The following is an 18,519-nucleotide window of genomic DNA, read 5'->3' as shown; positions in this document are numbered from 1 at the left end:
CGCTTGAGTACCTTCGCTACGCCGGCAGGCAGGGCTTGTCTCGCAGTCGCCTTCTTCATCTCACGCTTCACTTCGGGAAAATATCAACTTCGATTTTACTCCTGCCCCCTTAGCGCGACAAAACCCTTCCGTGCCGGCCGCCTCGCCAGTATTGCCCCTTATCACAGCCCGGGAGATTGGGTACTCACTACTTTAGCGTACGAAGGTAATGCTGGATCGCGTCGACCTCAGCTTTGCTTGGCGCGACTGTCCGTTTTGAAACTGGCGCCTGACCAGTGTGGCATAGGGGATTTGAGCGATTTTCCCTGATCGTCGATGCCATTTAGCACCGCCCTCTCAAAGAGTTTTGTCTTCCATTCACTCGCATCGCCAACGAGCTTCGGTCCGGTGTCGCCCTTGCCGTTTTGGCCGTGACAACTGGCGCAATTTTCTTGGTAGAGGGCTTTCCCGTCTGGCTGTGCAGCCACGACCGAGGTGGATATCCACAGCAATGTGACTGCGATAAACGTACGCTTCATGAAAAGCTCCCGAGTAGGCCTGGATCGATTCGCTTACGCCGAGCCTATGGTCGGCAACGTCAACTTCATCGAGCACGGTATTCAAATACTCAAGCACCCTCTTTCCCTGGGATCAAGTTCGGTAGCAATGTGTGCAATACGTCTCGTCTGTGCACGAGCGATTTCTTGCCGCCCGCGGGCGTCACGCAATTTCGCCACCATTACCGGAAGCAAATTCATCTCCCGTGACGACCTCGGTCGCGCAATGAAAAATCCACAGTAGTCGAATGTTAGCTACGGGTCACGTTGGGAAAAGCGGCCGCATCTTCTTGTACAAAGCTCGGAACGACGCTAAGCGCTCCAAAAGTATTGAACGCCGCTCATTGTCAGGAAAGAATTCTTGCGATGCCGAGGGCGTACGAACAACGACCGAAAAATCGCCGTCGGCCGCTAACCACCCCAAACGTGCGGGCCCGAGCGCAGCGATGCTTTCGTGTCGGGCGGCCGGCGCATCGGTACCCCAAGCGCGTCGGCAATCAACTGTGTCCAGTTTCGCGTTCTGAGCGGTGATCCGACATCGAATTTAAGTCAGCCATTTGAACAAATGCTCCATTCGTGGGCAAATAATCGGTCTGGCAGGAGAACGTGTCATGAAAACCCCGATGACCGCCCCCGGCGGAAAGCGGTGCGCTGCTCATCAACTGCTGCTGCACCGTGGGTCAAACTCTGAAGGCCGAGCCGAGGTACGTTGAAGGGGCCGAAACTTGATGACAGAACTTCGCACTGACATGGGAGCGTGTGCCCAAATAGCGTGTGGCGCTCCGACCGAGGGCTCCAACCAGCAAGGTACCGTTTGCGAAAGCGTCGTGGGGCGTCAGTCCAGACGAATTTCCGGCAGGACCAGTTCACATGCCTGCTCTGCGGCATAAGGCGCATCTGGCTCTCGCCTCGGAAAATGTGAATCTGCACCGCGTCCGCGGGCCCTCACACCATGTGCCCGGTGCGGCACAGCCTCTGCTACTTCCCAATTGCAGGTCATCTTTAATTCAGATGTGTCCGGCTTGGCGGCGCCGCCACTAGCGTAGGGCGGGAGTGGAGACAGAGATGAACACGTTAAAAATCGACCGGTTGCGGCCGACCCAGGTAACGCACGGCATGCGGGAAATACGCGACAAGACGAAAGCATACCGGTCGTTGACGGGGCATCACCTGGAAATGGCTATCGCGGAAAAGCCGGTTCCTGTCGTGTATGGTCCTCGTGGCGCTCCGTTCGTCATCGACCACCATCACGTTGCCACTGCGCTATGGCGCGCGAACGTAAAACGCGTTCCCATTGTCCTCGTCAGCGACCTCTCGTCGCTTTCTGAGGCCGAATTCTGGCTTACCATGGAAAACAATCGTTGGACCTACCCGTACGACGCTGATGGCCAGCGCGTGGCATTCGCCGAAATACGCGAACACGTGTGGGAACTCATCGACGACGAATTCCGGAGCCTGTCGGCGTCGGTACGCGATGCAGGTGGATACGAGAAGACTTCCGTGCCGCTCGAAGAATTCCGATGGTCCGATTTCTTCCGCAGTCGGCTGCCACCACCCAAAAACGATGCCGGGTACGATGTGCTGGTAAAAAAGCAGTGAAACTCGCGAAAAGCAAGGCTGCGCTTGGACTTCCTGGTTATGTGGGACCAGTGGACTGATAAACCAACTACCCCTCGCCTGCAGTTGAAGACCAGGCCTTCGCGGTATCTCGTGGACATGCTACGTGACGGGACGACATGGCCATTAGGCTGACAGTGCCTGGTGGTGGGGGCACCTGTTTCACGCCTCGCCAGGCGGGGCATCGTCGGCGTCCAGCGACCTGACCGCGTTTGTCGTTATCCGGCACATGCCGGACCGGAGAAGCCAAATGGATGTGGTGATATCGATATTTGGGGAAGGAAAGGACCTCGATGCCCTGCAGATGGCCGCCCGGACAGTCGCCGTATGCTTCGCGGCTCTCATTTTCATTCGCATATCGGGCCGACGTTCCTTTGGACAGCGTTCGCCATTCGACTATGTGGTCGCGATACTTCTGGGCGCAACGTTAAGCCGCGTCATCGTTGGCGCTTCTCCCGCCATTCCGACGCTGGTTGCATCGCTCGTGATGGTACTTATACATCGCGCGCTTGGGTGGGCATGCGTCCATTCAGCGCGACTGGAGACTCTCGCGGTTGGCGTCGAACGAGAACTCTTTAAGGACGGTCAGTTCAACAGCAAGCAGATGTCCGCCGCACTCATCACACGGACAGACGTGTTCGAGACCGCGCGGCAGGAACTGAATACGCTTGACCTCGAAGAAGTGCAACTGGCGATTCTTGAACGCAACGGGCAAGTAAGCCTTATCCGCAAGAAGCCTGACACCGGCAACCCTGAAACAAGTTGACTCACAGGTCCGATATGCGGACTCCGACCGCGATATGCTGTCGCCGTGGCTCCGAATCGTACTGGACCCGAAGGACCATGCCCGTGCTTTGAGCGACGCATCGTGTCCACCGCTTCTGTCGTAGCTACTTCTCCGTCAATAGCGGATGCGTCCTCGAACTGACCGGATTACCCTCCCCTTTTTAGTCATAAGTCACAAGGCTAGGTGCACTCCGTTTTCAATGCAGTTTCAGCGAAACGGCCGAAAAGCCTTCCGCCGCGCGACGGCGCCCGCCGCAAAGATGCCAGCTAGAACGATATTTCCCCCGCTATAAGAGCCAGCCCTTTCAAGGTCTTGATCAAGATGTCCCGCCTTTGGCGCGTTTAAGCAGGCGAGCGGTACGGTGATGGGCGCGGGCTACCGCGCCTTCGACATAGGGTGCGGGTTTGCGGGTCTTGGGGCCACGCTTGCGTGTGCGCACCTGAATCGGGTCGACGCGGCGTGCCAGCTCGAGCAGTTTGCCGGCAATCACGTCGGGCGTGGCATCGCTCCAGTGCGACCATTCATTTGGCGGCAGCGCGATGAGCATGCCCTCATACTGGCTGCGAATCTGCACGGCGAGGTAATACGTCGAGACGTCCGGCGGCGCTGCACCTGTTTCATCGGCGGCAGCATGTGCAGCTTCAACACTGCGCTTGAGCGTGGCCAGCACGTTGTACGCCAGCACCGCGAAGGTAAAGCCCAGCAGCGCGGCACGTGGATGACCCAGGGTGCGGATCTCGCTGTGCAGGACCGACTCGAGTCGCTGGAACATGCCCTCGATACGCCAGCGCTTGCGATACAGCCGGGCAATCTCGTGTGCGCCCACCGTGGCAGGCAGGTTGCTCCACAGCCGGATCACGGTATCGCCCGCTTCAGTCGGCTTGTCCAGCGTCAGCTCGATGCGACGCCAGACGAAGCCAGCCTTCAGGTCAATGCGTTGCTCTCGCACCTGACCTGTCCGATACGTGCACCGCCCACCCATGGCCCACTGCTGGCAAGCGCCGGGCTGTTGCGGCCGTGTTCGCGCACGATGAAGCAGGCCTGTGCCTGATGCCAGCCCTGCAGGATGGTCCCGGTGCAGAAGTTTCAGTCAGCCAGCCACAGTTCGCCTGGGCCGGCGCAGTCGATCAATGGAGCCATGGCCGAGCGCTCCTGCGCGTGCGCATCCTCGATGGCGACCAGATCTGTGACCAGACCCAGATCCGGCTCGTAGACCACCAGCGCGTGCCCCGGCAACGCCGCGCCACGCTGCTCGCGCAACGCCGCCAGCCGTTTCTCACTGGCTGGCAGGTGATTGCCATCAAGCACCCGCACACGCCAGCCGGGCACGCTGGGCTGGCATGGCCACGCCGCCAGCACCGGCTCCAGACGCTGTGCGCTGCCCTGTACCAGGGCACGCAGGATCGCGGGTTCGGTGCGGTTGACCTTCTCGTAGAGCGCGGCCAGCGACACCGGCAGGGGCTTGGTCTGTGTCGCTGCAGCGTGCAGCGACGGACTCAGTCCCAGCGACACCAGCGTCATCAGTTCAACCACCGTCGAGAACAGCAATTCACGTGGATATTGCCGCTGCCGATGCTCGGCGAACACCTCGTCGATCCATTGCGGTGCAATGGCTCTCTGCAGTGCCAGGCGTGCCATCACGCATACCGGTGCCTGCTGCTCGAAATGTTTCATCACCTCGTCGAACATCCCTTCGTACCTGTCGCTCCTTAACATCTCGCCAGGTTACCAGGTTTGCCGCGCAAAGACCTTGAAAGGGCTGGCTATAAGAGCCCTTCGCGAATCGCGCTCTATCACTGTATCGGGGGCACGGCGCCCAGCTTCTCCGCCAGCATCCGTTCGTACACTCCGAAATGCAGGTCGACCTCGTCCTGGGTGACGGCCTGGACAAAGATGTTGACCTGCTCGGACAGCAAACCCATCACGGTGGCGATGGCGCTCTCAAGCTGGGCGGCGCAAATCCGGTCTTCCACGAGCGTCGTTCCGATGGTGACGTCGTACGCCTTCTCGTGCCGAAAGACGATTTCGACAACGCGCGCCCGCGCGCTCATATTGTTGTCGACGGCTAGTCGCGTCAGTTCCGCGACCTGCTGCATCAGTTCGGTCGGAAAGCCTTTGGTGGAGCGCAGCTTGATGCGGTGCTTGCCAAGCGTTCTCCAGTCCGTATCGAATTCCACGGTCGTCTCCCGGTGAGCATTGGTGTGCGGACTGTATAGGCGGCAAGCGGATTTTCAAGACGAAAAATTTTTTGGTCACGAGCTCTTGAAAATCTTTTCGCGCGACCTATCTTTAGCATCGCTCACCAGTCGTTCGTGAACACCCGTTTGCGGGCGCTGCGTGTTTCAACCTTGATTGTCCGCGGCACGGGGCAACCGGACTGAAGCGCGTATGCCGGTTTGTCTCCTCGCCGCTGAGGAGAAAGCAACCATGAGTGACGTTTACCTTCGGACCGACCTCTTCAGTGAACTGGACCGGCTGCAACGCCAGATGTCCAGCCTGTTCGGCGGCTTCCCGTCCAGCCTTCGTTCAAGCCAGTTCGGCACATTTCCTCATATCAACATCGGCACAACCGACGATACGATAGAAATCGTCGCGTTTGCGCCCGGCGTCGAGCCTGCGAAGCTCGATATCTCCATCGATAAAGGTCTGCTCTCGATTGCCGGCGAGCGGACGACCCGCGAGGCACAGCTGCCAGAAGGCACACGCCAGTACGCGCAGGAGCGCTTCAGCGGGTCGTTCCGGCGGGTCATCGAACTGCCGCAGCAGGCTGACCCCGACAAGGTGCAGGCGCGCTACGTCGACGGCTGCCTGCTGATTTCTGTGGGCAAGCGCGAAGCGTCCAGACCCCGCGCAATTACCGTCCAGTGACGAGGTGACATCATGAGCGACAACACGCAAATCGCCCAACGTGACCAGGGCGCGGTGACGCGCGCCGAATCGGATGAAGCACGTCGTCGCGCCGCGCTGACGCCGGCGGTCGATATCTTCGAAGACGCTCACGCGGTCACGCTGCTGGCCGACCTGCCCGGCGTATCGAAAGAGAAGCTGGACATCAAGGTCCACGATGGCAGTCTGACCATCGAGGCGGAATCCATGGTGCCCGTGCCGCCGAACCTGGCGCTGTCGCATGCCGAGGTGCGTGCGCCTTACTTTTCGCGCCGGTTCACTGTCAGTGACGACTTCGACACATCGCGGATTGAGGCTGCGCTGAAGGATGGTGTGCTGAAACTGACGATACCGCGCCGCGATGAGGCGAAGCCGCGGCGCATTGAGGTCCGTGCAGGCTGAAGCCGGTCTCCCGGGTGCGGCGGCGACCGCAAAGCTGGTGGCGCCTGCCGGTTTGGCGGTCGTCCGTTGCGCTATAGTCGAACCAGGATTGCTGCGCCGGTGCGGTTCAACCGCCCGGCACTGCACGCCTGTCCAGGCGTGAATAGCTGCGTTCGCATTGATTTGTTACGGCCATGAACTTCGCTATTGACCTGTCTTCGACCGCCGTCGGCATACGTGCAGCTCACAAGGAATCGCTGATTACCGACGAGCTCTCGGCGCGTGCAAGCCGCCGTCCGGACTATGGGGCGGAAGCCAAGGTGCTCAGACGGCTTGCCCATGCTCTCGCGACGTCCGACGCAGCGATGCTCGAGCTTTTGGCTTCGGAGGCGGCCCGGCTCTGCCGGGCTGGCAGTGCCGGAATCAGTGTACTGGAGTCTCCCCCGGACAAACTGGCGAGCTTCAGGTGGGCGGCGCTCGCAGGTCACTGCGCCCCCCTCCTTGACACGTATCAACCGTTTGGAGACAGTCTGTGCGGCGTCACGCTGGCGATGGGCAAGCCCGAACTGTTCAAGACGCCTCAACGTTATTTCCCGTCGATAGAAACAGTCTCGCCACCAGTTGTCGAAGCCCTGCTCGTTCCCATCCCGATTAGTGACGGGCCGTGGGGCGCCATCTGGGTCATGTCGCACGACGAAGCATGCCGCTTCGACGCTGAGGACCTGCGTTTGCTAACGAGCCTCGCGGACTTTACGGGGGCCGCGATGCAGGTTACCCGTATGCAGGCACTGGCAGAGAAACGGGCGACAGAAGCAGAGGAAGCCCAGCAGGCCCTCCGTCGGACCGAAGAGCGGACCTACGCTTTCATCGCGACGCTCAGTCATGAGCTCAGAAGTCCCATTGCTCCCGTCGTCTCGTCTCTGGAGATTCTGAATCGCCCCGGGACAAGCGGGTGTGCCGCAACGCGTGCACTGGAAATAGCGCAACGGCAGATGGGACGACTTCAACGGTTGATTGATGACCTGCTCGACGCGTCCCGCATCCGCTACGGCAAGGTGGAGGTGAAAATGGGCGCCTGTCAGCTTGCCGATATCGTGTGGGATGCCGTTCATGCGGTACAGCCTGCAATGGACGCACGCAAGCACCATCTGACGGTTCATTCTCCGCTCGCGCCTGTCACTTTGCACGCGGACGCGCCCCGTCTGACGCAGGTACTCGTCAACCTGCTCAGCAATTCCGCCAAGTACTCACCCGACGGCAGCCACATAGAAATCGCCGCTGTTGTCGAACAGCCGGCTGACCAGGACGCCATACTGTCCCCGGGCTCAGTGAAATTTACAGTGGCGGACGACGGGTATGGCATTCCCGCTGAGAAGCTTCCCTACGCGTTCGACATGTTCACGCAGCTCGGCTCGCGGCCCTCGATGGCGGATTCCGGCCTGGGAATAGGACTCGCGCTTGTAAAGTACCTGGTTGAATGCCATGGTGGAACAGTCTCCATTGCGAGTGGCGACGGACGGACAGGAACCACGGTAACGGTCGTGCTTCCGGTACTTGAGCGGCTTCAGATTGTCTTGCCGTCCGCCCTGGCAGGAAAGAACAATTGACTGCCGAAAGGGGCCATCGAAGTTCCTCCCGGCAATTTCATTGCAAATCGACATCCTCCGGGCACTACCCGTCGGAACCCCTCCTGAGGGCGGCCCACGCAGGCTGCCTCCACGCATGGTCCGGTCGGTCGCGTGACGGCGTCGGGCATGGGTACATCCGCCGCCGTACTCGCACGTCGGGGAACAAATGCCGGCGGTGGTGGAAGCGGTGTCGGCGGGTTCGTAGCACCGCAAAACTTCGGCCCGGGACTCGCGGGAAAGTTAGCAGCGGAAAGGGCGTTGATGCTCAGCGGCTCCCGGACGCGGCGCGGCCTTCCTCGTCGCGACGTTCTTCGTCAGTACTTCCCTTGCACGTTAAGCCAATGGGCCGCGCCAGCAAATGGAAACGCCCCGTTTCCTGGGGCGTTTCCGTTTCATGCTTTCGACTTGTTCTTGGGGCGCTGCCTGGTCATTTGTGGGCCTTTTTCGCCCTGCCCTTTTCCGGTGGCCTTCGTCGGCGAGGCTACCTTCTTCTTGCTCGACATCTCGGCTTCAGCTCCGTGAGCAGGTGTGGCCTTTCTGGGCGATGGCATGATGCACTCCTTACGACTCGTGCCGACATGGCACCTTCCACAATAGGTGGCATACTGGCAAGAATCAAGAGTCGCATGGACACCGGCGAAAAACCCTTCCAGCCTTGAGGGGTACTGCCGGATGCTCTCGTTTGTCGCCACGAGACTACGGCCGCGGAGTTGACTGCAACGAATTGGCCAAACTGCGTTTGGGCTACATGTGCGGCTTCGCGCGCCCGACGCGGCTCTCGCCCTGTTCAGAGGGCCCGGCCATGACATAGCGGGCCTATCCAAAGCTCGGACTGACATCTTCTCGGGCATGACGTGACGCGACGGCATGAACTTGCGCCCCTGCAACGCGAACCTCGACGTCAGACTTGAACCACGGCGAGAAGCGTTGGCACGTCGCCGATGACACGACTCTGATGCCCCTTGCCCGTGGTGTCCTCAAGCAGTATCGCGCTCCCTGCTGCGAGGCGACGTCGCTCACCGTCACTGGTCACGAACTCAATTTGCCCACTGAGAACAAATACCCACATGCGCATGGGCGACGGATGAAGGTCGCCGACCCATCCGCTGGGCGCGCGCAAGAATCCGTAGCGGGTTGCAGCCGCGAAATCCGACACGTCAAAGGATGGAGCGGGGGGCGCGAAATCGCGGGTGACCAGTTCGACATTTACCGACGCAAAATGACTTTCGCCAAGTGCGTCTGAGAACAGTCGTGAAAACGACAGTGCAGATGCCACGAGGTTTCTCCTCACGCGGCCTGTGTTGCAATCCGCGCTCAACGCGACCCGTCAGAGTGAAATCCCGGAGGTCCGTGTTACTCGGCGCCGCGCGAGCCGTCGGCCGGATAGCGACTCGCGTTGAGTGTCCCGCCCGCCGACCCGGGCGTCAAGGCATGGTGGTAGAGCAAGGGCATCGCGTCAGCATGCCGAACCAGCTCGCACCGTTGCGCGGTCCGTTTGCCTATCGCGGAGTCGAATTGAGCCTCTCGCCTCGTTTTCACGCCCGCAGGCCCGCCTGGTCAGAGCGGATGTGTTCCGGGCACATGTCCACCCGAGCCTTGCAAAAATCACAGCGTTCTTCTGAGGACAACATGTGGCGTCGTCGCGCAGAAGCGCGATGAGATTTTGCACAGGACACGAATGGCACGTCCGAAGGTGACGAGTTGGGTGGTACCTGCTGCCTCTGACGTCACCCGCACGGGCCATGTCAATTTTTACGCAACGTCCTGGAAAAGTTTGCCTGCCTCACAGGACTTCTCCTCGCGTGCATGGTATCGGCGTCTCACCCATTGTGCTCGCGTACGGCACAAGCAAGCGGTAGGGATTTGGCATAAAAAGTGCTGGACCCAGCCGGTTCAGCGGTCCCCGACGCCCCGCAGGCGCAACTGCACGACCCGGGAGAATCCGTCCGGATTTTTGAGCGTCCATTCGCCCTGCTTCGGCCAAACGCAAATGAACTCGACTCCAGAAGACCTTGGGACCGACCCGCGCGACGACCCGGTTCCCAACGAACTGCCGCCGCCGTCGCGGAACTTTGCCGCAACCAGAAAGGTTCTGCTCTTTCTGCTGGCCGTCTCGGTGCTCGTACCGGTTGGCTGTCTCGCAGGTTACGGCTACTACGACTATCAACGCCGGTTCAATGAAGCCGCCGATGCAAGCGACCGTATGGCCCGCGTCGCTGAGGAGCAGGCACTTAAGGTAATGGACCTGAACACCGAACTGGCCTCGCGGGTCGAGGAACTGCTCGACGACATGACAGACGGCCAGGTCAGCCAGAACGAGGCGGCCGTTCACGGCAAGCTGAACTCCATCGCCGGAAATTTTCCCCAGGTCGTCGCGATTTCGGCCTTTGGGGAATCCGGGACCCTGCTGGCAAGCAGTCGGTATTTTCCTGTACCGCAGGTCAACGTCGGAACGCGTGCCGATTTTGTCGCGGCGAAGCACTACCGGCCCGAGCCTTACGTGTCTCTGCCGATGGCCGCGAGCATCTCAGGGACCAGCGTGTTCAATACGGCAAAAGCGCGCTCGGCATCCGACGGCCGGTTTCTCGGCATCGTGTCTATTGCGCTGAGGCGCGACTATTTTTTCGGGTTCTACCAGAAGCTGCTACAAAACGACGAGGAAGGGTTCATCGGCCTGTATCGAGCTGATGGGGCCTTGCTTGCCAGCTATCCGAATGTCCGAATACCGGCTGGCGCGCTCGCATCGCCGGCCCTGACCGAAGGTTTTACGCGCAACGAGTATGCAGGCCACCTCCAGGCGGCCCGCTTTGGAGACCATCAGAAGCGCTTCGTGGCCTACCGGCGTGTCGGTGATTATCGCCTGTTTGTCGCCGCCGGTTTCCCTGTAGGCGGCCTGATATCAGCCTGGCAGCGGCATTTGCTCCTGCTCTGCGGCCTTGCAGTTCTGCCGTGCGCCGCCATCTGGGCATTGCTCGGATTCTCGCTTCGTCAACTATCCGCCGAGGAGCGAGCATGGCTGCAATGGCGCAGCGAGACCTCGCGACGACTGGCGGCTGAAGCGTCGGGGCGACATTTGCAGAGGATGGGCGCACTTGGAAATCTCGTGGCCAACGTCGCGCACGAGTTCAATAACCATCTGATGGCCGTTAAATCGAATATGGCCATTGCAAGAAGCAAGGGATTCACCGACGTCGCTCCCGAGGTGAGCGCCGTTGAGCGCGCGACACACAGTGTCGAGGGGCTGGTTCGCACCCTGGTGGGAGCCACGCAGAAGCAGCCGCTGAAGTTGACACAGGTCGACCCCGCAACGGCGCTTCCCGGTCTGAAACGCGTGCTACAGGCAACAGTCGGCGATGCAATTTCCGTCAACATCGATATCGCACAGGAACTGTGGCAGATTCGCTGCGACTACGCGGAACTGGAGCTCACACTCATCAACCTCGCCCTTAACGCCCGCGAAGCGATGCCTCGCGGCGGCAAACTCCGGATACGCGCGCAGAACGTCGAAGCCGCGTCGGACGCTGCAGGGGTGCCAGTGGGTGAGTTTGTACTGGTCTCGGTTTCCGACGATGGCATTGGCATGACGCAGGCAGTTGCCCACCGCGCCTTCGAACCGCTTTTCACGACCAAACTTAACGGCACGGGCGCGGGCCTCGGGCTGACCCAGGTGCTTGCGTTCTGTGAGCGCAGCGGGGGTACTGCGCGAATCACCAGCGCGCCCGGGCTTGGCACGACGGTCCGGCTGTATCTGCCGAAATCGGTCGCTCGCGACATTGCGGTGACCGAACATGCCGCTGGCGACCCGGGACGCAGAACGGAATTTGCGGCCAATGAGATTTTGCTGGTCGAAGACAACGATGAGGTTGCGGCCGGGCTGTCGGCCGTCCTCGAACTAATGGGACATCACGTGACCCGTCTGGCGAATGCGGACGATGCCCTGCTGACCCTGCAGACAGGCCAGCAGTTCAGGCTCGTGCTGTCCGACGTCCAGATGCCGGGCAAATTGAACGGCATTGACCTGGCCGAATGGTTGAAGGCCAATCGCCCGGAGCAACCCCTCGCATTGATGACGGGCTATGCCGATGAACTGGAGAGGGCCCGAAATACTGGTGTTCCCATCTTCGCCAAGCCTTTCGACGTCGGAGACCTTGAACCGCTCTTCGCCTAGAAAAGCCTGGGACTCACGCCTTGCTGACTCCAAAAGCGCCAGAAATTCTTCTCAAGCCCGCCGACGCCTGAAGCCCCGCGGACGCTATCTCGAACCTCACCCGGAATCTTGACGCGCGCATTCTCCGCCCTGACGAGACCGTAAAGCGAGGCCTTCAGCCGAGATTTACTCTGCGCGGCGCGCCGCTTGCTGACCTCTCATGGCCGTCAACTCCTTGTTCTAGTCGTCTCACCCATGTTAAGGAGGGCTGACATGCAGGACGATTCAAAGTCCGGGTACCGTCCGGCTTCGAGCGATGACAGGTGGTTCACCTGGCACAGTGGAATCGCCTGCGGCCGACGCAGGGCGCAATCGGATACGTTCAGGTGCTGGCAAAAAGAGCGAGCTTTCTCGCGTTGCCTCCCGAGAGCAGGCGTTCGTTCGCCCAGGACCAGGCGATAAAGGTCGTGCGCGGACCTACCGGCCGTCTGCATGTCATTGACCATCATCACTGGGCGCGCGCATGGTTCGACATGGGTTTGCCCGAGGCGCCAGTTAACATTGCCGAAGATTTCAGCAGTCTCGCCGGAGACCCGTTTCTGCAGAGCATGTCAGAGCACGGCTGGCTGCATCCGTTCGATGCGCTTGTTGACTGGCAGAATTCCAAAATCCGGGCTCCCCGAATCCGTTGGGCAAGCGGACGACGTCTTCCAGAGCCCTGCAGCTTTTATACGAACGGCAGGCGTCTTCGAGAATCCCGGCGAATTCAACGCGAAGTTCGCCTGGGCGGACTACTTCCGACAGCGCATTTCCTTGCGTCCGTCTGCCGTCGACGGCTTAGCGCAGATGCTGGCAGAAGCTTTTACCTGCTCGCGGCTGGTCGAAGCGAGGGCCCTGCCCGGTTTCATGCGAGAGAGGGAATGACCATGACGAGGCGATACACGATTGAAGTCCTGAGCGCGGACGCAGCGCTAATCGACCGGGCCGCCGAAGTCAGCTTCACCCTCACATCGAGGGTCGCCGGAGCCGGCATCCACATCGACGTACTCGAAACGCTGGAGGAAAATCTCGCCTCGCGTTGGATAGCCATCCTCGATAGTCACGACAAGCCCTATGCGGCGCGCGTGCTCGATGGAACCGCCGTTGTAACCGAGCGGTGGGTACGGGAGCCGGGTTGGAAGCGGGAGTAGGGGTGCTGGCGAGGCGGCAGGGACTCGGACCACATATCTTGACCAGATACCACGCACGAAGGCCACGCCGGCTCGCGTGACGGGAAAAGAACCGACGGCTATCAGACGCGCCGAGGCGCCGCGTTGTCCTTGGCGCGTCCGCCCCCTATCGTGCGGCGAGCATGCCCACGATAATCCCGCCGAGCGTCGCGAAGGCGATTGACTTCCACGGATTATGGCGAACGAACTCGTCGGTCGATTGCGATGCATCGCGATATCTGCTGGCGACAGAATCGCGTGCCTCGGCGAAACGGCCTTTGATTACCTGCACGGTAACCGTTGCTCCCTGACCGTCACGGAGTACGGCATTTCCAGCTTCATCATCGCTTTTTGGAAATGGATACTCGTTCGCAGCAGGTTGCGCGAAAGCGGCCGGGCTTTTCCCGCCCGCAGAACTGTCGCAACGCGCGCCCGACGACAGTTCATGTTCGGACGGGCCTGTTGTTTCCGTGTTTGCGGTGTTCACAATTTCCTCCTGTAACGATGACGGACTGCAGCCATGCAAAGCGTCTGTGCCCGGTCACCTGGCCTCACCACTCCAAACGGCGCGGCCACGCCGCTTTGGTAGCAACAGTTCAATTTCGACGTAATTCCCGCATGGTGCGCGTATCGATGGCGCCGCGCCGGCATACAAGCACCTCGGGATTGGCGTCCTTAATGCCAGAGACGCAGCGCGGAACCCTAGAGCTATTTGCCAAGCGCTTCCGCCGCGACTTTCTCTTCGGCCAGTAACGAGAGCTTTTCGTCCGTGCTCTTCTCTTCTTTCAACGTTTCGCCCAGTAGCTGGACTGCGGTCGTTTCGCCAAGCTGCTTGCCCAGCGCAATGAGTGAACCGTACGCCGCTATTTCGTAATGCTCGACCCTTTGTGCCGAGGCAATCAGAGCCGTGTCGAGTGGAGTTAGGCTAGCCCATTTCACTGTGCTGCGGAAGGCGCAGCCGTCTTCGTTCACCGACTGTATGATGACGCGCTGGCCGCTCGCTTCGGCGACGACGCGCACAATCCGCTCGCCGTAGCGCATCAGCGCGCCGATCGGTGGACAGGCCAGGGCCTTACGCCTGATTCGCCCGGTTCGCCCGTTGCGCGGGCGTGTTTTCTGTTCCATCGCGCCTACCCCCGCTTCTTGCGGCGTGCCGCCGTCTTGCTGGGTGAGGCGGAGGACACCGGGATCTTGCACGCCGAACCCGGTGCTCGCGCTGGACGCGTCGCACTCGAGCGTGTTGAAACCGCCTTCGCGCGAGCTGTTCGGACCTCGGACACGTCTGCCTCGCGAAGTGTCGCGATCTGTTGCTGCAAGATCCCGTTCGTGGCCTGCACGGCATCGAGCCGCCCCTGCATTACGCCCGCCTGATGACGCGCGTCGCCAAGTTGTGCCTGCAGTGCCTCGACTCCGCGGCGATGGTCGGCCTCGCGCCGGTCGGCCCGCTTCGTGGACTCATCGGATTCCTTCTGCAGCTTCGCGACGGCGCCCCGTTCGCGGTCGATCTCAAGCAGCGCCCGCTTTTCCGTGGCGCGCAGGCGCTCTTCCGCGCGTTCGGCGGTCGCGCGCAACTTTTCCAGATCCCGCGAGAAGCCTTCGCGCATCTTCTCCAGTTCGCGGTCACGCGCGACCACTTCGGCCTTCAGCCGGCTGACCTCGGCTTCGAGCGCCTGCCGCGCCGCGTGGCCCTCGGCCTGCGCCTTCTCGAGTTCACGAACCTCGACCTGCGCTGCTCGAGTGCCGTTTCGGTACGCTCCAGTTCGCCGCGTGGCCGCGGGGCCGCGGCCACGCGCTGCTCCGCTTCAGTCCGTTGTGCCTCCACTTCCGTGCGCAGCGCGTCGAGTTCCGCCTGGGCGGAGACGGTGGCCCGCGTCCACAGCTTCGCGACCAGTTCCCCGGCCGCGTCGCGCAGATCGGCCGGCAGGTCCGGGTGCTCGATGCGCACGCGGCTCTTTTCCCGGAGTTCCGCCCAGAACTCCGCGAGCACCGCGGCGGGCGTGCCCATGCTGCCCCGCCTCACCAGCTGGTAGAGGCGGTTCGCCGTCGGCGTCTGGCCGAAGCGGAAGAACAGCAGCGCGCAGACCTCGCGGTACAGCTCGGGGGTTTTCGGGAAGGCGGTCTTCAGGCGCTCAATGTCGGCCGCAAGGCGCGCGTCATGGGGTAGTCGTCCTTTCCGTGCAAATTCTGGCGGTAGCATCGCGCAGAGCCGCTTGCAGCAAGGCGCCGCGTGTCGGCGACTGCCGAGCGAACCATGATTGCTCAAGTCATTGATTAGTATGGCGTTTTCGATTCAAAGCGCCAGATTTTGCACGGAAAGGACGACTACCCCAAATTCGGTGGCCAGCTGATCCAGGGCCGTTCGTGCGCCATCCCCGTCGCGCCGCTGCAACTCTTCAAGCACGGCGTTGCGCAACATCACGTCACGGCTGTCGGCAAAGATATCGAGCTGCTGCATGGTTGGCTGCATGGTCATCGCGCCCAGAAAAGTTGCCCTTCAAGACGGACCAGATTAGCCCACTTCACCGTGCTGCGAAAGGCACGGCCGTCCTCATTGACCGACTCGATGATCACGCGCTGGCCGCTCGCTTCGGCGATCACGCGCACGATCCGCTCGCCATAGCGCATCAGCGCGCCGATCGGCGGACAGGCCGGCGCCTTGCGCCCGGCTCGCCCGGACCGCACTTGCCGCACGCGAGGTTTTGATTCCATCACACCTGGCCCCGCTTCTTCCGGCGTGCCGCCGTCTTGCTGGGTGGGGCGGAGGACACCGGGATCTTGCGCGCCGTGCCCGGTGTCCGCGCTGGACGCGTCGCAGTCGGGCGTGCCGGAACAGCCTTCGCGCGCGTCGGCCGGCCTCCGCTGTCATCCACGTCTCGCCGTGCCGCCAGCTGTTGCTGCAACGTTGCGTTGGTGGCCTGCACGGTATCCAGGCGCCCCTGCAGCACGCCAGCCTGATGGCGCGCGTCACCGAGCTGCGCCTGCAGCGCCTCGACCGCACGACGAAGTTCGGCCTCACGCCGGTCGGCCCGTTTCGTGGCCTCGTCGATTTCCTTCTGCAGCTTCGCGACGGTGCCGCGCTCGCGGTCGATCTCGAGCAGCGCGCGCTTTTCGGACGCACGCAGGCGCTCCTCTGCGCGCTCCGCCGTCTCGCGCAGCTTGTCCAGATCCCGCGAAAATCCGTCGCGCGCCTTCTCCAGATCGCGGTCGCGCGCCGCCGCCCCGGTCTTCAGCCGGCTGACCTCGGCCTCGAGCGCCTGCCGTGCCGCCTGCCCCTCGGCCTGCGCCTTCTCCAGTTCCCGGACTTCGACCTGGGCGGCGAGCAGCGCCGCGGTGCGCTGCTCGAGCGCCGTCTCCGTGCGGCCCAGCTCGTCCCGCGCGGCCGCGACCCGCAGTTCGGCTTCCGCGCGCTGGCCCTCCACTTCCGCCCGCAGCGCGTCGAGTTCCGCCTGCGCCGAGACGGTCGCGCGGGTCCACAGCGTCGCGACCAGTTCGCCGGCCGCCGCGCCGAGATCGGCGGGCAGGTCCGGGTGCTCGATGCGCACGCGGCTCTTTTCGCGCAGTTCCGCCCAGAATTCGCCGAGCACCGCCGCGGGCGTGCCCATGCTGCCGCGCTTCACGAGCTGGTAAAGCCGGTTTGCGGTCGGCGTCTGCCCGAAGCGGAAGAACAGCAGCGCGCAGACCTCGCGGTACAGCTCGCGCGTCTTCGGGAATTCGGCTTTCAGGCGCTCGATGTCGGCCGCGAGGCGGGCGTCATCGGACGGCAGATCGGGTGGAATGGCGGACAGATCACCGGACAGATCACCGGACATGGAGATGAAAAGACGTTTCAATGCGTTGATAATACAACGTAAAACGCATCATATCCAATTACCCAACAGCGGTAATTTGACATTAACCCCATAATGTCGAAAATACGGGGATAATCGTGCCGCGGCCTGCTGCACCATTTATACAGGGACAGATTGGCTTCAGACCCGCTCCTGCAAACGCTCACCTTTCCCGGAAAGGCTCACCGTCATGTCCACGCCATCGTCAGCCAACCTGGTGCTGGTGCACCCCGCCCCGCTGGAAAGGCTCGTGATCCCGGCTGCACTCGACGGCCACGCCGGGACCAACCGCGCCACCGGCGGCATCGCGCAGATCGCCGCCGCGAACGATCTCGAGGCGATCCGCGCGTGGCTCGCGCGCTTCGCCGACAAACGGACGACCTTCGACAGCTACCGCAAGGAAGCCGAACGGCTGCTGCTCTGGTCGCTCGTGCAGCTGGGCAAGCCGCTCTCGTCCCTCACCCACGAGGACTGCCTGCGCTACCAGCGCTTCGTCGCCGATCCGCAGCCGGCCACCACCTGGGTTGCGAACGCCGGCGCGGGCGGCGGCCGCAAGCATCCGCGGGGCGACGCCCGCTGGCGGCCCTTTCACGGCCCGCTGTCGCCGGCCAGCGTCCGTCAGGCGATGGTGATCCTGAATGTGCTGTTTTCGTGGCTGGTCCAGGCCGGGTATCTGGCCGGCAACCCGCTCGCGCTGTCGCGCCAGCGCACCCGCAAGATCGCGCCGCGCATCACCCGCTATCTGGAGCCCGGCCTGTGGCAGGAGGTCAAGAACTTCATTGCGTCAATGCCCCAGGAGACCGCCCGGGAACGCGCGCACTACCACCGCGTGCGGTGGCTCTTCACGCTGCTGTATCTGGGCGGCCTGCGCATCGCCGAAGCCGGCAGCAACACCATGGGGCAGTTCTTCGTGCGGCGCGATCGCGACGGTACGATGCGCTGGTGGCTGACAGTGCTCGGCAAGGGCGACAAGGAAAGGCTGGTGCCGGCGACGCGTGAACTGATGACCGAGCTCTCGCGCTACCGGCAGTCCCTGGGCATGACAGCCCTTCCCTCACCCAACGAGGCCACGCCACTCGTCCTGCCAATCGGTAGCACTGCGGGCAGCACAGCGGATGGGACTGCCGCAAAGACGGCAGGACGCACAAACGGTTCGACGCGGGACACAACGCAGCCCCCCTCAACCCGGCCGCTCACGCGCGCCGCCGTGCACACGATCGTCAAGGATGTGTTCGCCCGCGCGGCTGAACGGCTACGCGAACGGGGAGATGAACATGCAGTGCGCGCCGACCTGCTGCAAAAGGCGTCGGCCCACTGGCTACGGCACAGCGCCGGTTCCCATATGGCCGACCATCAGGTGGACCTGCGACACGTGCGGGACAACTTCGGGCATGCGTCCCTGACCACGACCAGTATCTACCTGCACGTGGACGAGGATCGCCGGCATCAGGAAACCGACGAGAAACACCGGATTGACTGGTGACGCCAGTACCGGCTGCCAG

The 18,519-nt window shown here is 62.1% G+C and carries 16 protein-coding genes and 4 pseudogenes; 9 read left to right on the top strand and 11 right to left on the bottom strand.

From position 1 onward, the window contains the following. Nucleotides 1-227: 227 nt before the first annotated feature. Nucleotides 228-518, bottom strand: coding sequence for a c-type cytochrome (locus SB822_RS45460; RefSeq protein ID WP_410857757.1), 291 nt, complete (start codon nucleotides 516-518; stop codon nucleotides 228-230). Nucleotides 519-1,601: 1,083 nt separating this feature from the next. On the opposite strand from SB822_RS45460, the pseudogene SB822_RS45455 reads away from it, so the two are divergent. Beyond that, nucleotides 1,602-2,194: pseudogene (locus SB822_RS45455) on the top strand (ParB-like protein). Nucleotides 2,195-2,403: 209 nt separating this feature from the next. After that, on the top strand, nucleotides 2,404-2,919 hold the full coding sequence (locus tag SB822_RS45450; protein WP_410857756.1) for a DUF421 domain-containing protein: 516 nt from the start codon (nucleotides 2,404-2,406) through the stop codon (nucleotides 2,917-2,919). Nucleotides 2,920-3,256: 337 nt separating this feature from the next. On the opposite strand, the pseudogene SB822_RS45445 reads toward SB822_RS45450, so the two are convergent. Then, nucleotides 3,257-4,578 (bottom strand): annotated as a pseudogene (locus tag SB822_RS45445) (IS4 family transposase). 155 nt (nucleotides 4,579-4,733) lie between these two features. Beyond that, nucleotides 4,734-5,117 carry a hypothetical protein gene (locus tag SB822_RS45440; protein WP_410857755.1) on the bottom strand — a complete coding sequence of 128 codons (384 nt, stop codon included), beginning with the start codon at nucleotides 5,115-5,117 and terminating at the stop codon, nucleotides 4,734-4,736. A 250-nt stretch (nucleotides 5,118-5,367) separates the two neighbouring features. Here SB822_RS45440 and SB822_RS45435 point away from each other — a divergent pair, with 250 nt between their 5' ends. The 3 genes from SB822_RS45435 to SB822_RS45425 all read left to right on the top strand — a co-directional run bounded on the left by SB822_RS45435 (nucleotide 5,368) and on the right by SB822_RS45425 (nucleotide 7,814). Further along, the gene (locus tag SB822_RS45435) at nucleotides 5,368-5,808 is read left to right on the top strand and encodes an Hsp20/alpha crystallin family protein (RefSeq protein ID WP_410857764.1); all 441 of its coding nucleotides are present in this window, start codon (nucleotides 5,368-5,370) and stop codon (nucleotides 5,806-5,808) included. A gap of 12 nt (nucleotides 5,809-5,820) precedes the next feature. Further along, entirely contained in the window at nucleotides 5,821-6,228 is a 408-nt protein-coding gene (locus tag SB822_RS45430; RefSeq protein ID WP_410857754.1) for an Hsp20/alpha crystallin family protein, read from the top strand. A gap of 173 nt (nucleotides 6,229-6,401) precedes the next feature. Beyond that, a complete protein-coding gene (locus SB822_RS45425; protein WP_410857753.1) occupies nucleotides 6,402-7,814 on the top strand; it encodes an ATP-binding protein in 1,413 nt (470 codons plus the stop codon). A 413-nt stretch (nucleotides 7,815-8,227) separates the two neighbouring features. On the opposite strand, the gene SB822_RS45420 is transcribed toward SB822_RS45425, so the two are convergent. Beyond that, the gene (locus SB822_RS45420; RefSeq protein ID WP_410857752.1) at nucleotides 8,228-8,386 is read right to left on the bottom strand and encodes a hypothetical protein; all 159 of its coding nucleotides are present in this window, start codon (nucleotides 8,384-8,386) and stop codon (nucleotides 8,228-8,230) included. 350 nt (nucleotides 8,387-8,736) lie between these two features. Beyond that, entirely contained in the window at nucleotides 8,737-9,111 is a 375-nt protein-coding gene (locus tag SB822_RS45415; protein ID WP_410857751.1) for a cupin domain-containing protein, read from the bottom strand. A gap of 714 nt (nucleotides 9,112-9,825) precedes the next feature. Here SB822_RS45415 and SB822_RS45410 point away from each other — a divergent pair. The 3 genes and pseudogenes from SB822_RS45410 to SB822_RS45400 all read left to right on the top strand — a co-directional run bounded on the left by SB822_RS45410 (nucleotide 9,826) and on the right by SB822_RS45400 (nucleotide 12,906). Continuing rightward, nucleotides 9,826-12,003 carry an ATP-binding protein gene (locus tag SB822_RS45410; RefSeq protein WP_410857750.1) on the top strand — a complete coding sequence of 726 codons (2,178 nt, stop codon included), beginning with the start codon at nucleotides 9,826-9,828 and terminating at the stop codon, nucleotides 12,001-12,003. A gap of 302 nt (nucleotides 12,004-12,305) precedes the next feature. Beyond that, nucleotides 12,306-12,614: pseudogene (locus SB822_RS45405) on the top strand (ParB/Srx family N-terminal domain-containing protein); the annotation flags it as partial. A gap of 7 nt (nucleotides 12,615-12,621) precedes the next feature. Continuing rightward, nucleotides 12,622-12,906, top strand: a complete 285-nt coding sequence (locus SB822_RS45400) for a ParB-like protein (RefSeq protein ID WP_410857763.1) — start codon at nucleotides 12,622-12,624, stop codon at nucleotides 12,904-12,906. 411 nt (nucleotides 12,907-13,317) lie between these two features. Here SB822_RS45400 and SB822_RS45395 read toward each other — a convergent pair whose 3' ends face one another. The 6 genes and pseudogenes from SB822_RS45395 to SB822_RS45370 form a co-directional block, all read right to left on the bottom strand. Next, nucleotides 13,318-13,677, bottom strand: a complete 360-nt coding sequence (locus SB822_RS45395; RefSeq protein WP_410857749.1) for a YqjD family protein — start codon at nucleotides 13,675-13,677, stop codon at nucleotides 13,318-13,320. A 221-nt stretch (nucleotides 13,678-13,898) separates the two neighbouring features. Then, a complete protein-coding gene (locus SB822_RS45390) occupies nucleotides 13,899-14,315 on the bottom strand; it encodes a ferritin-like domain-containing protein (RefSeq protein ID WP_410857748.1) in 417 nt (138 codons plus the stop codon). Nucleotides 14,316-14,320: 5 nt separating this feature from the next. Then, a pseudogene (locus tag SB822_RS45385) lies at nucleotides 14,321-15,387 on the bottom strand (DNA-binding protein). Nucleotides 15,388-15,480: 93 nt separating this feature from the next. Then, nucleotides 15,481-15,645: a hypothetical protein gene (locus SB822_RS45380; RefSeq protein WP_410857747.1), complete on the bottom strand. Its 165-nt coding sequence runs from the start codon at nucleotides 15,643-15,645 to the stop codon at nucleotides 15,481-15,483. 14 nt (nucleotides 15,646-15,659) lie between these two features. Continuing rightward, nucleotides 15,660-15,899, bottom strand: coding sequence for a hypothetical protein (locus tag SB822_RS45375; protein WP_410857746.1), 240 nt, complete (start codon nucleotides 15,897-15,899; stop codon nucleotides 15,660-15,662). After that, entirely contained in the window at nucleotides 15,899-16,999 is a 1,101-nt protein-coding gene (locus SB822_RS45370) for a DNA-binding protein (protein ID WP_410857762.1), read from the bottom strand. Before SB822_RS45370 ends, SB822_RS45375 begins: the two co-directional genes overlap by 1 nt. 208 nt (nucleotides 17,000-17,207) lie before the next feature. Between SB822_RS45370 and SB822_RS45365 the strand changes: the two genes are divergently transcribed. Beyond that, on the top strand, nucleotides 17,208-18,500 hold the full coding sequence (locus SB822_RS45365; protein ID WP_410857745.1) for a tyrosine-type recombinase/integrase: 1,293 nt from the start codon (nucleotides 17,208-17,210) through the stop codon (nucleotides 18,498-18,500). Nucleotides 18,501-18,519 lie beyond the last annotated feature (19 nt).

Source organism: Paraburkholderia sp. SIMBA_054 (assembly GCF_046534875.1).
Taxonomy (GTDB): Bacteria; Pseudomonadota; Gammaproteobacteria; order Burkholderiales; family Burkholderiaceae; genus Paraburkholderia; species Paraburkholderia hospita.
This window is presented reverse-complemented; position numbering and strand designations above follow the sequence as displayed.

Coding starts and splice junctions, on each gene's coding strand:
- SB822_RS45435 (WP_410857764.1), top strand. CDS start 5,368: ATGAGTGACGTTTACCTTCGGACCGACCTCTTCAGTGAACTGGACCGG.
- SB822_RS45420 (WP_410857752.1), bottom strand. CDS start 8,386: ATGCCATCGCCCAGAAAGGCCACACCTGCTCACGGAGCTGAAGCCGAG.
- SB822_RS45410 (WP_410857750.1), top strand. CDS start 9,826: ATGAACTCGACTCCAGAAGACCTTGGGACCGACCCGCGCGACGACCCG.
- SB822_RS45400 (WP_410857763.1), top strand. CDS start 12,622: ATGCGCTTGTTGACTGGCAGAATTCCAAAATCCGGGCTCCCCGAATCC.
- SB822_RS45365 (WP_410857745.1), top strand. CDS start 17,208: ATGTCCACGCCATCGTCAGCCAACCTGGTGCTGGTGCACCCCGCCCCG.
- SB822_RS45460 (WP_410857757.1), bottom strand. CDS start 518: ATGAAGCGTACGTTTATCGCAGTCACATTGCTGTGGATATCCACCTCG.
- SB822_RS45380 (WP_410857747.1), bottom strand. CDS start 15,645: ATGCAGCAGCTCGATATCTTTGCCGACAGCCGTGACGTGATGTTGCGC.
- SB822_RS45370 (WP_410857762.1), bottom strand. CDS start 16,999: ATGTCCGGTGATCTGTCCGGTGATCTGTCCGCCATTCCACCCGATCTG.
- SB822_RS45430 (WP_410857754.1), top strand. CDS start 5,821: ATGAGCGACAACACGCAAATCGCCCAACGTGACCAGGGCGCGGTGACG.
- SB822_RS45450 (WP_410857756.1), top strand. CDS start 2,404: ATGGATGTGGTGATATCGATATTTGGGGAAGGAAAGGACCTCGATGCC.
- SB822_RS45390 (WP_410857748.1), bottom strand. CDS start 14,315: ATGGAACAGAAAACACGCCCGCGCAACGGGCGAACCGGGCGAATCAGG.
- SB822_RS45375 (WP_410857746.1), bottom strand. CDS start 15,899: ATGGAATCAAAACCTCGCGTGCGGCAAGTGCGGTCCGGGCGAGCCGGG.
- SB822_RS45425 (WP_410857753.1), top strand. CDS start 6,402: ATGAACTTCGCTATTGACCTGTCTTCGACCGCCGTCGGCATACGTGCA.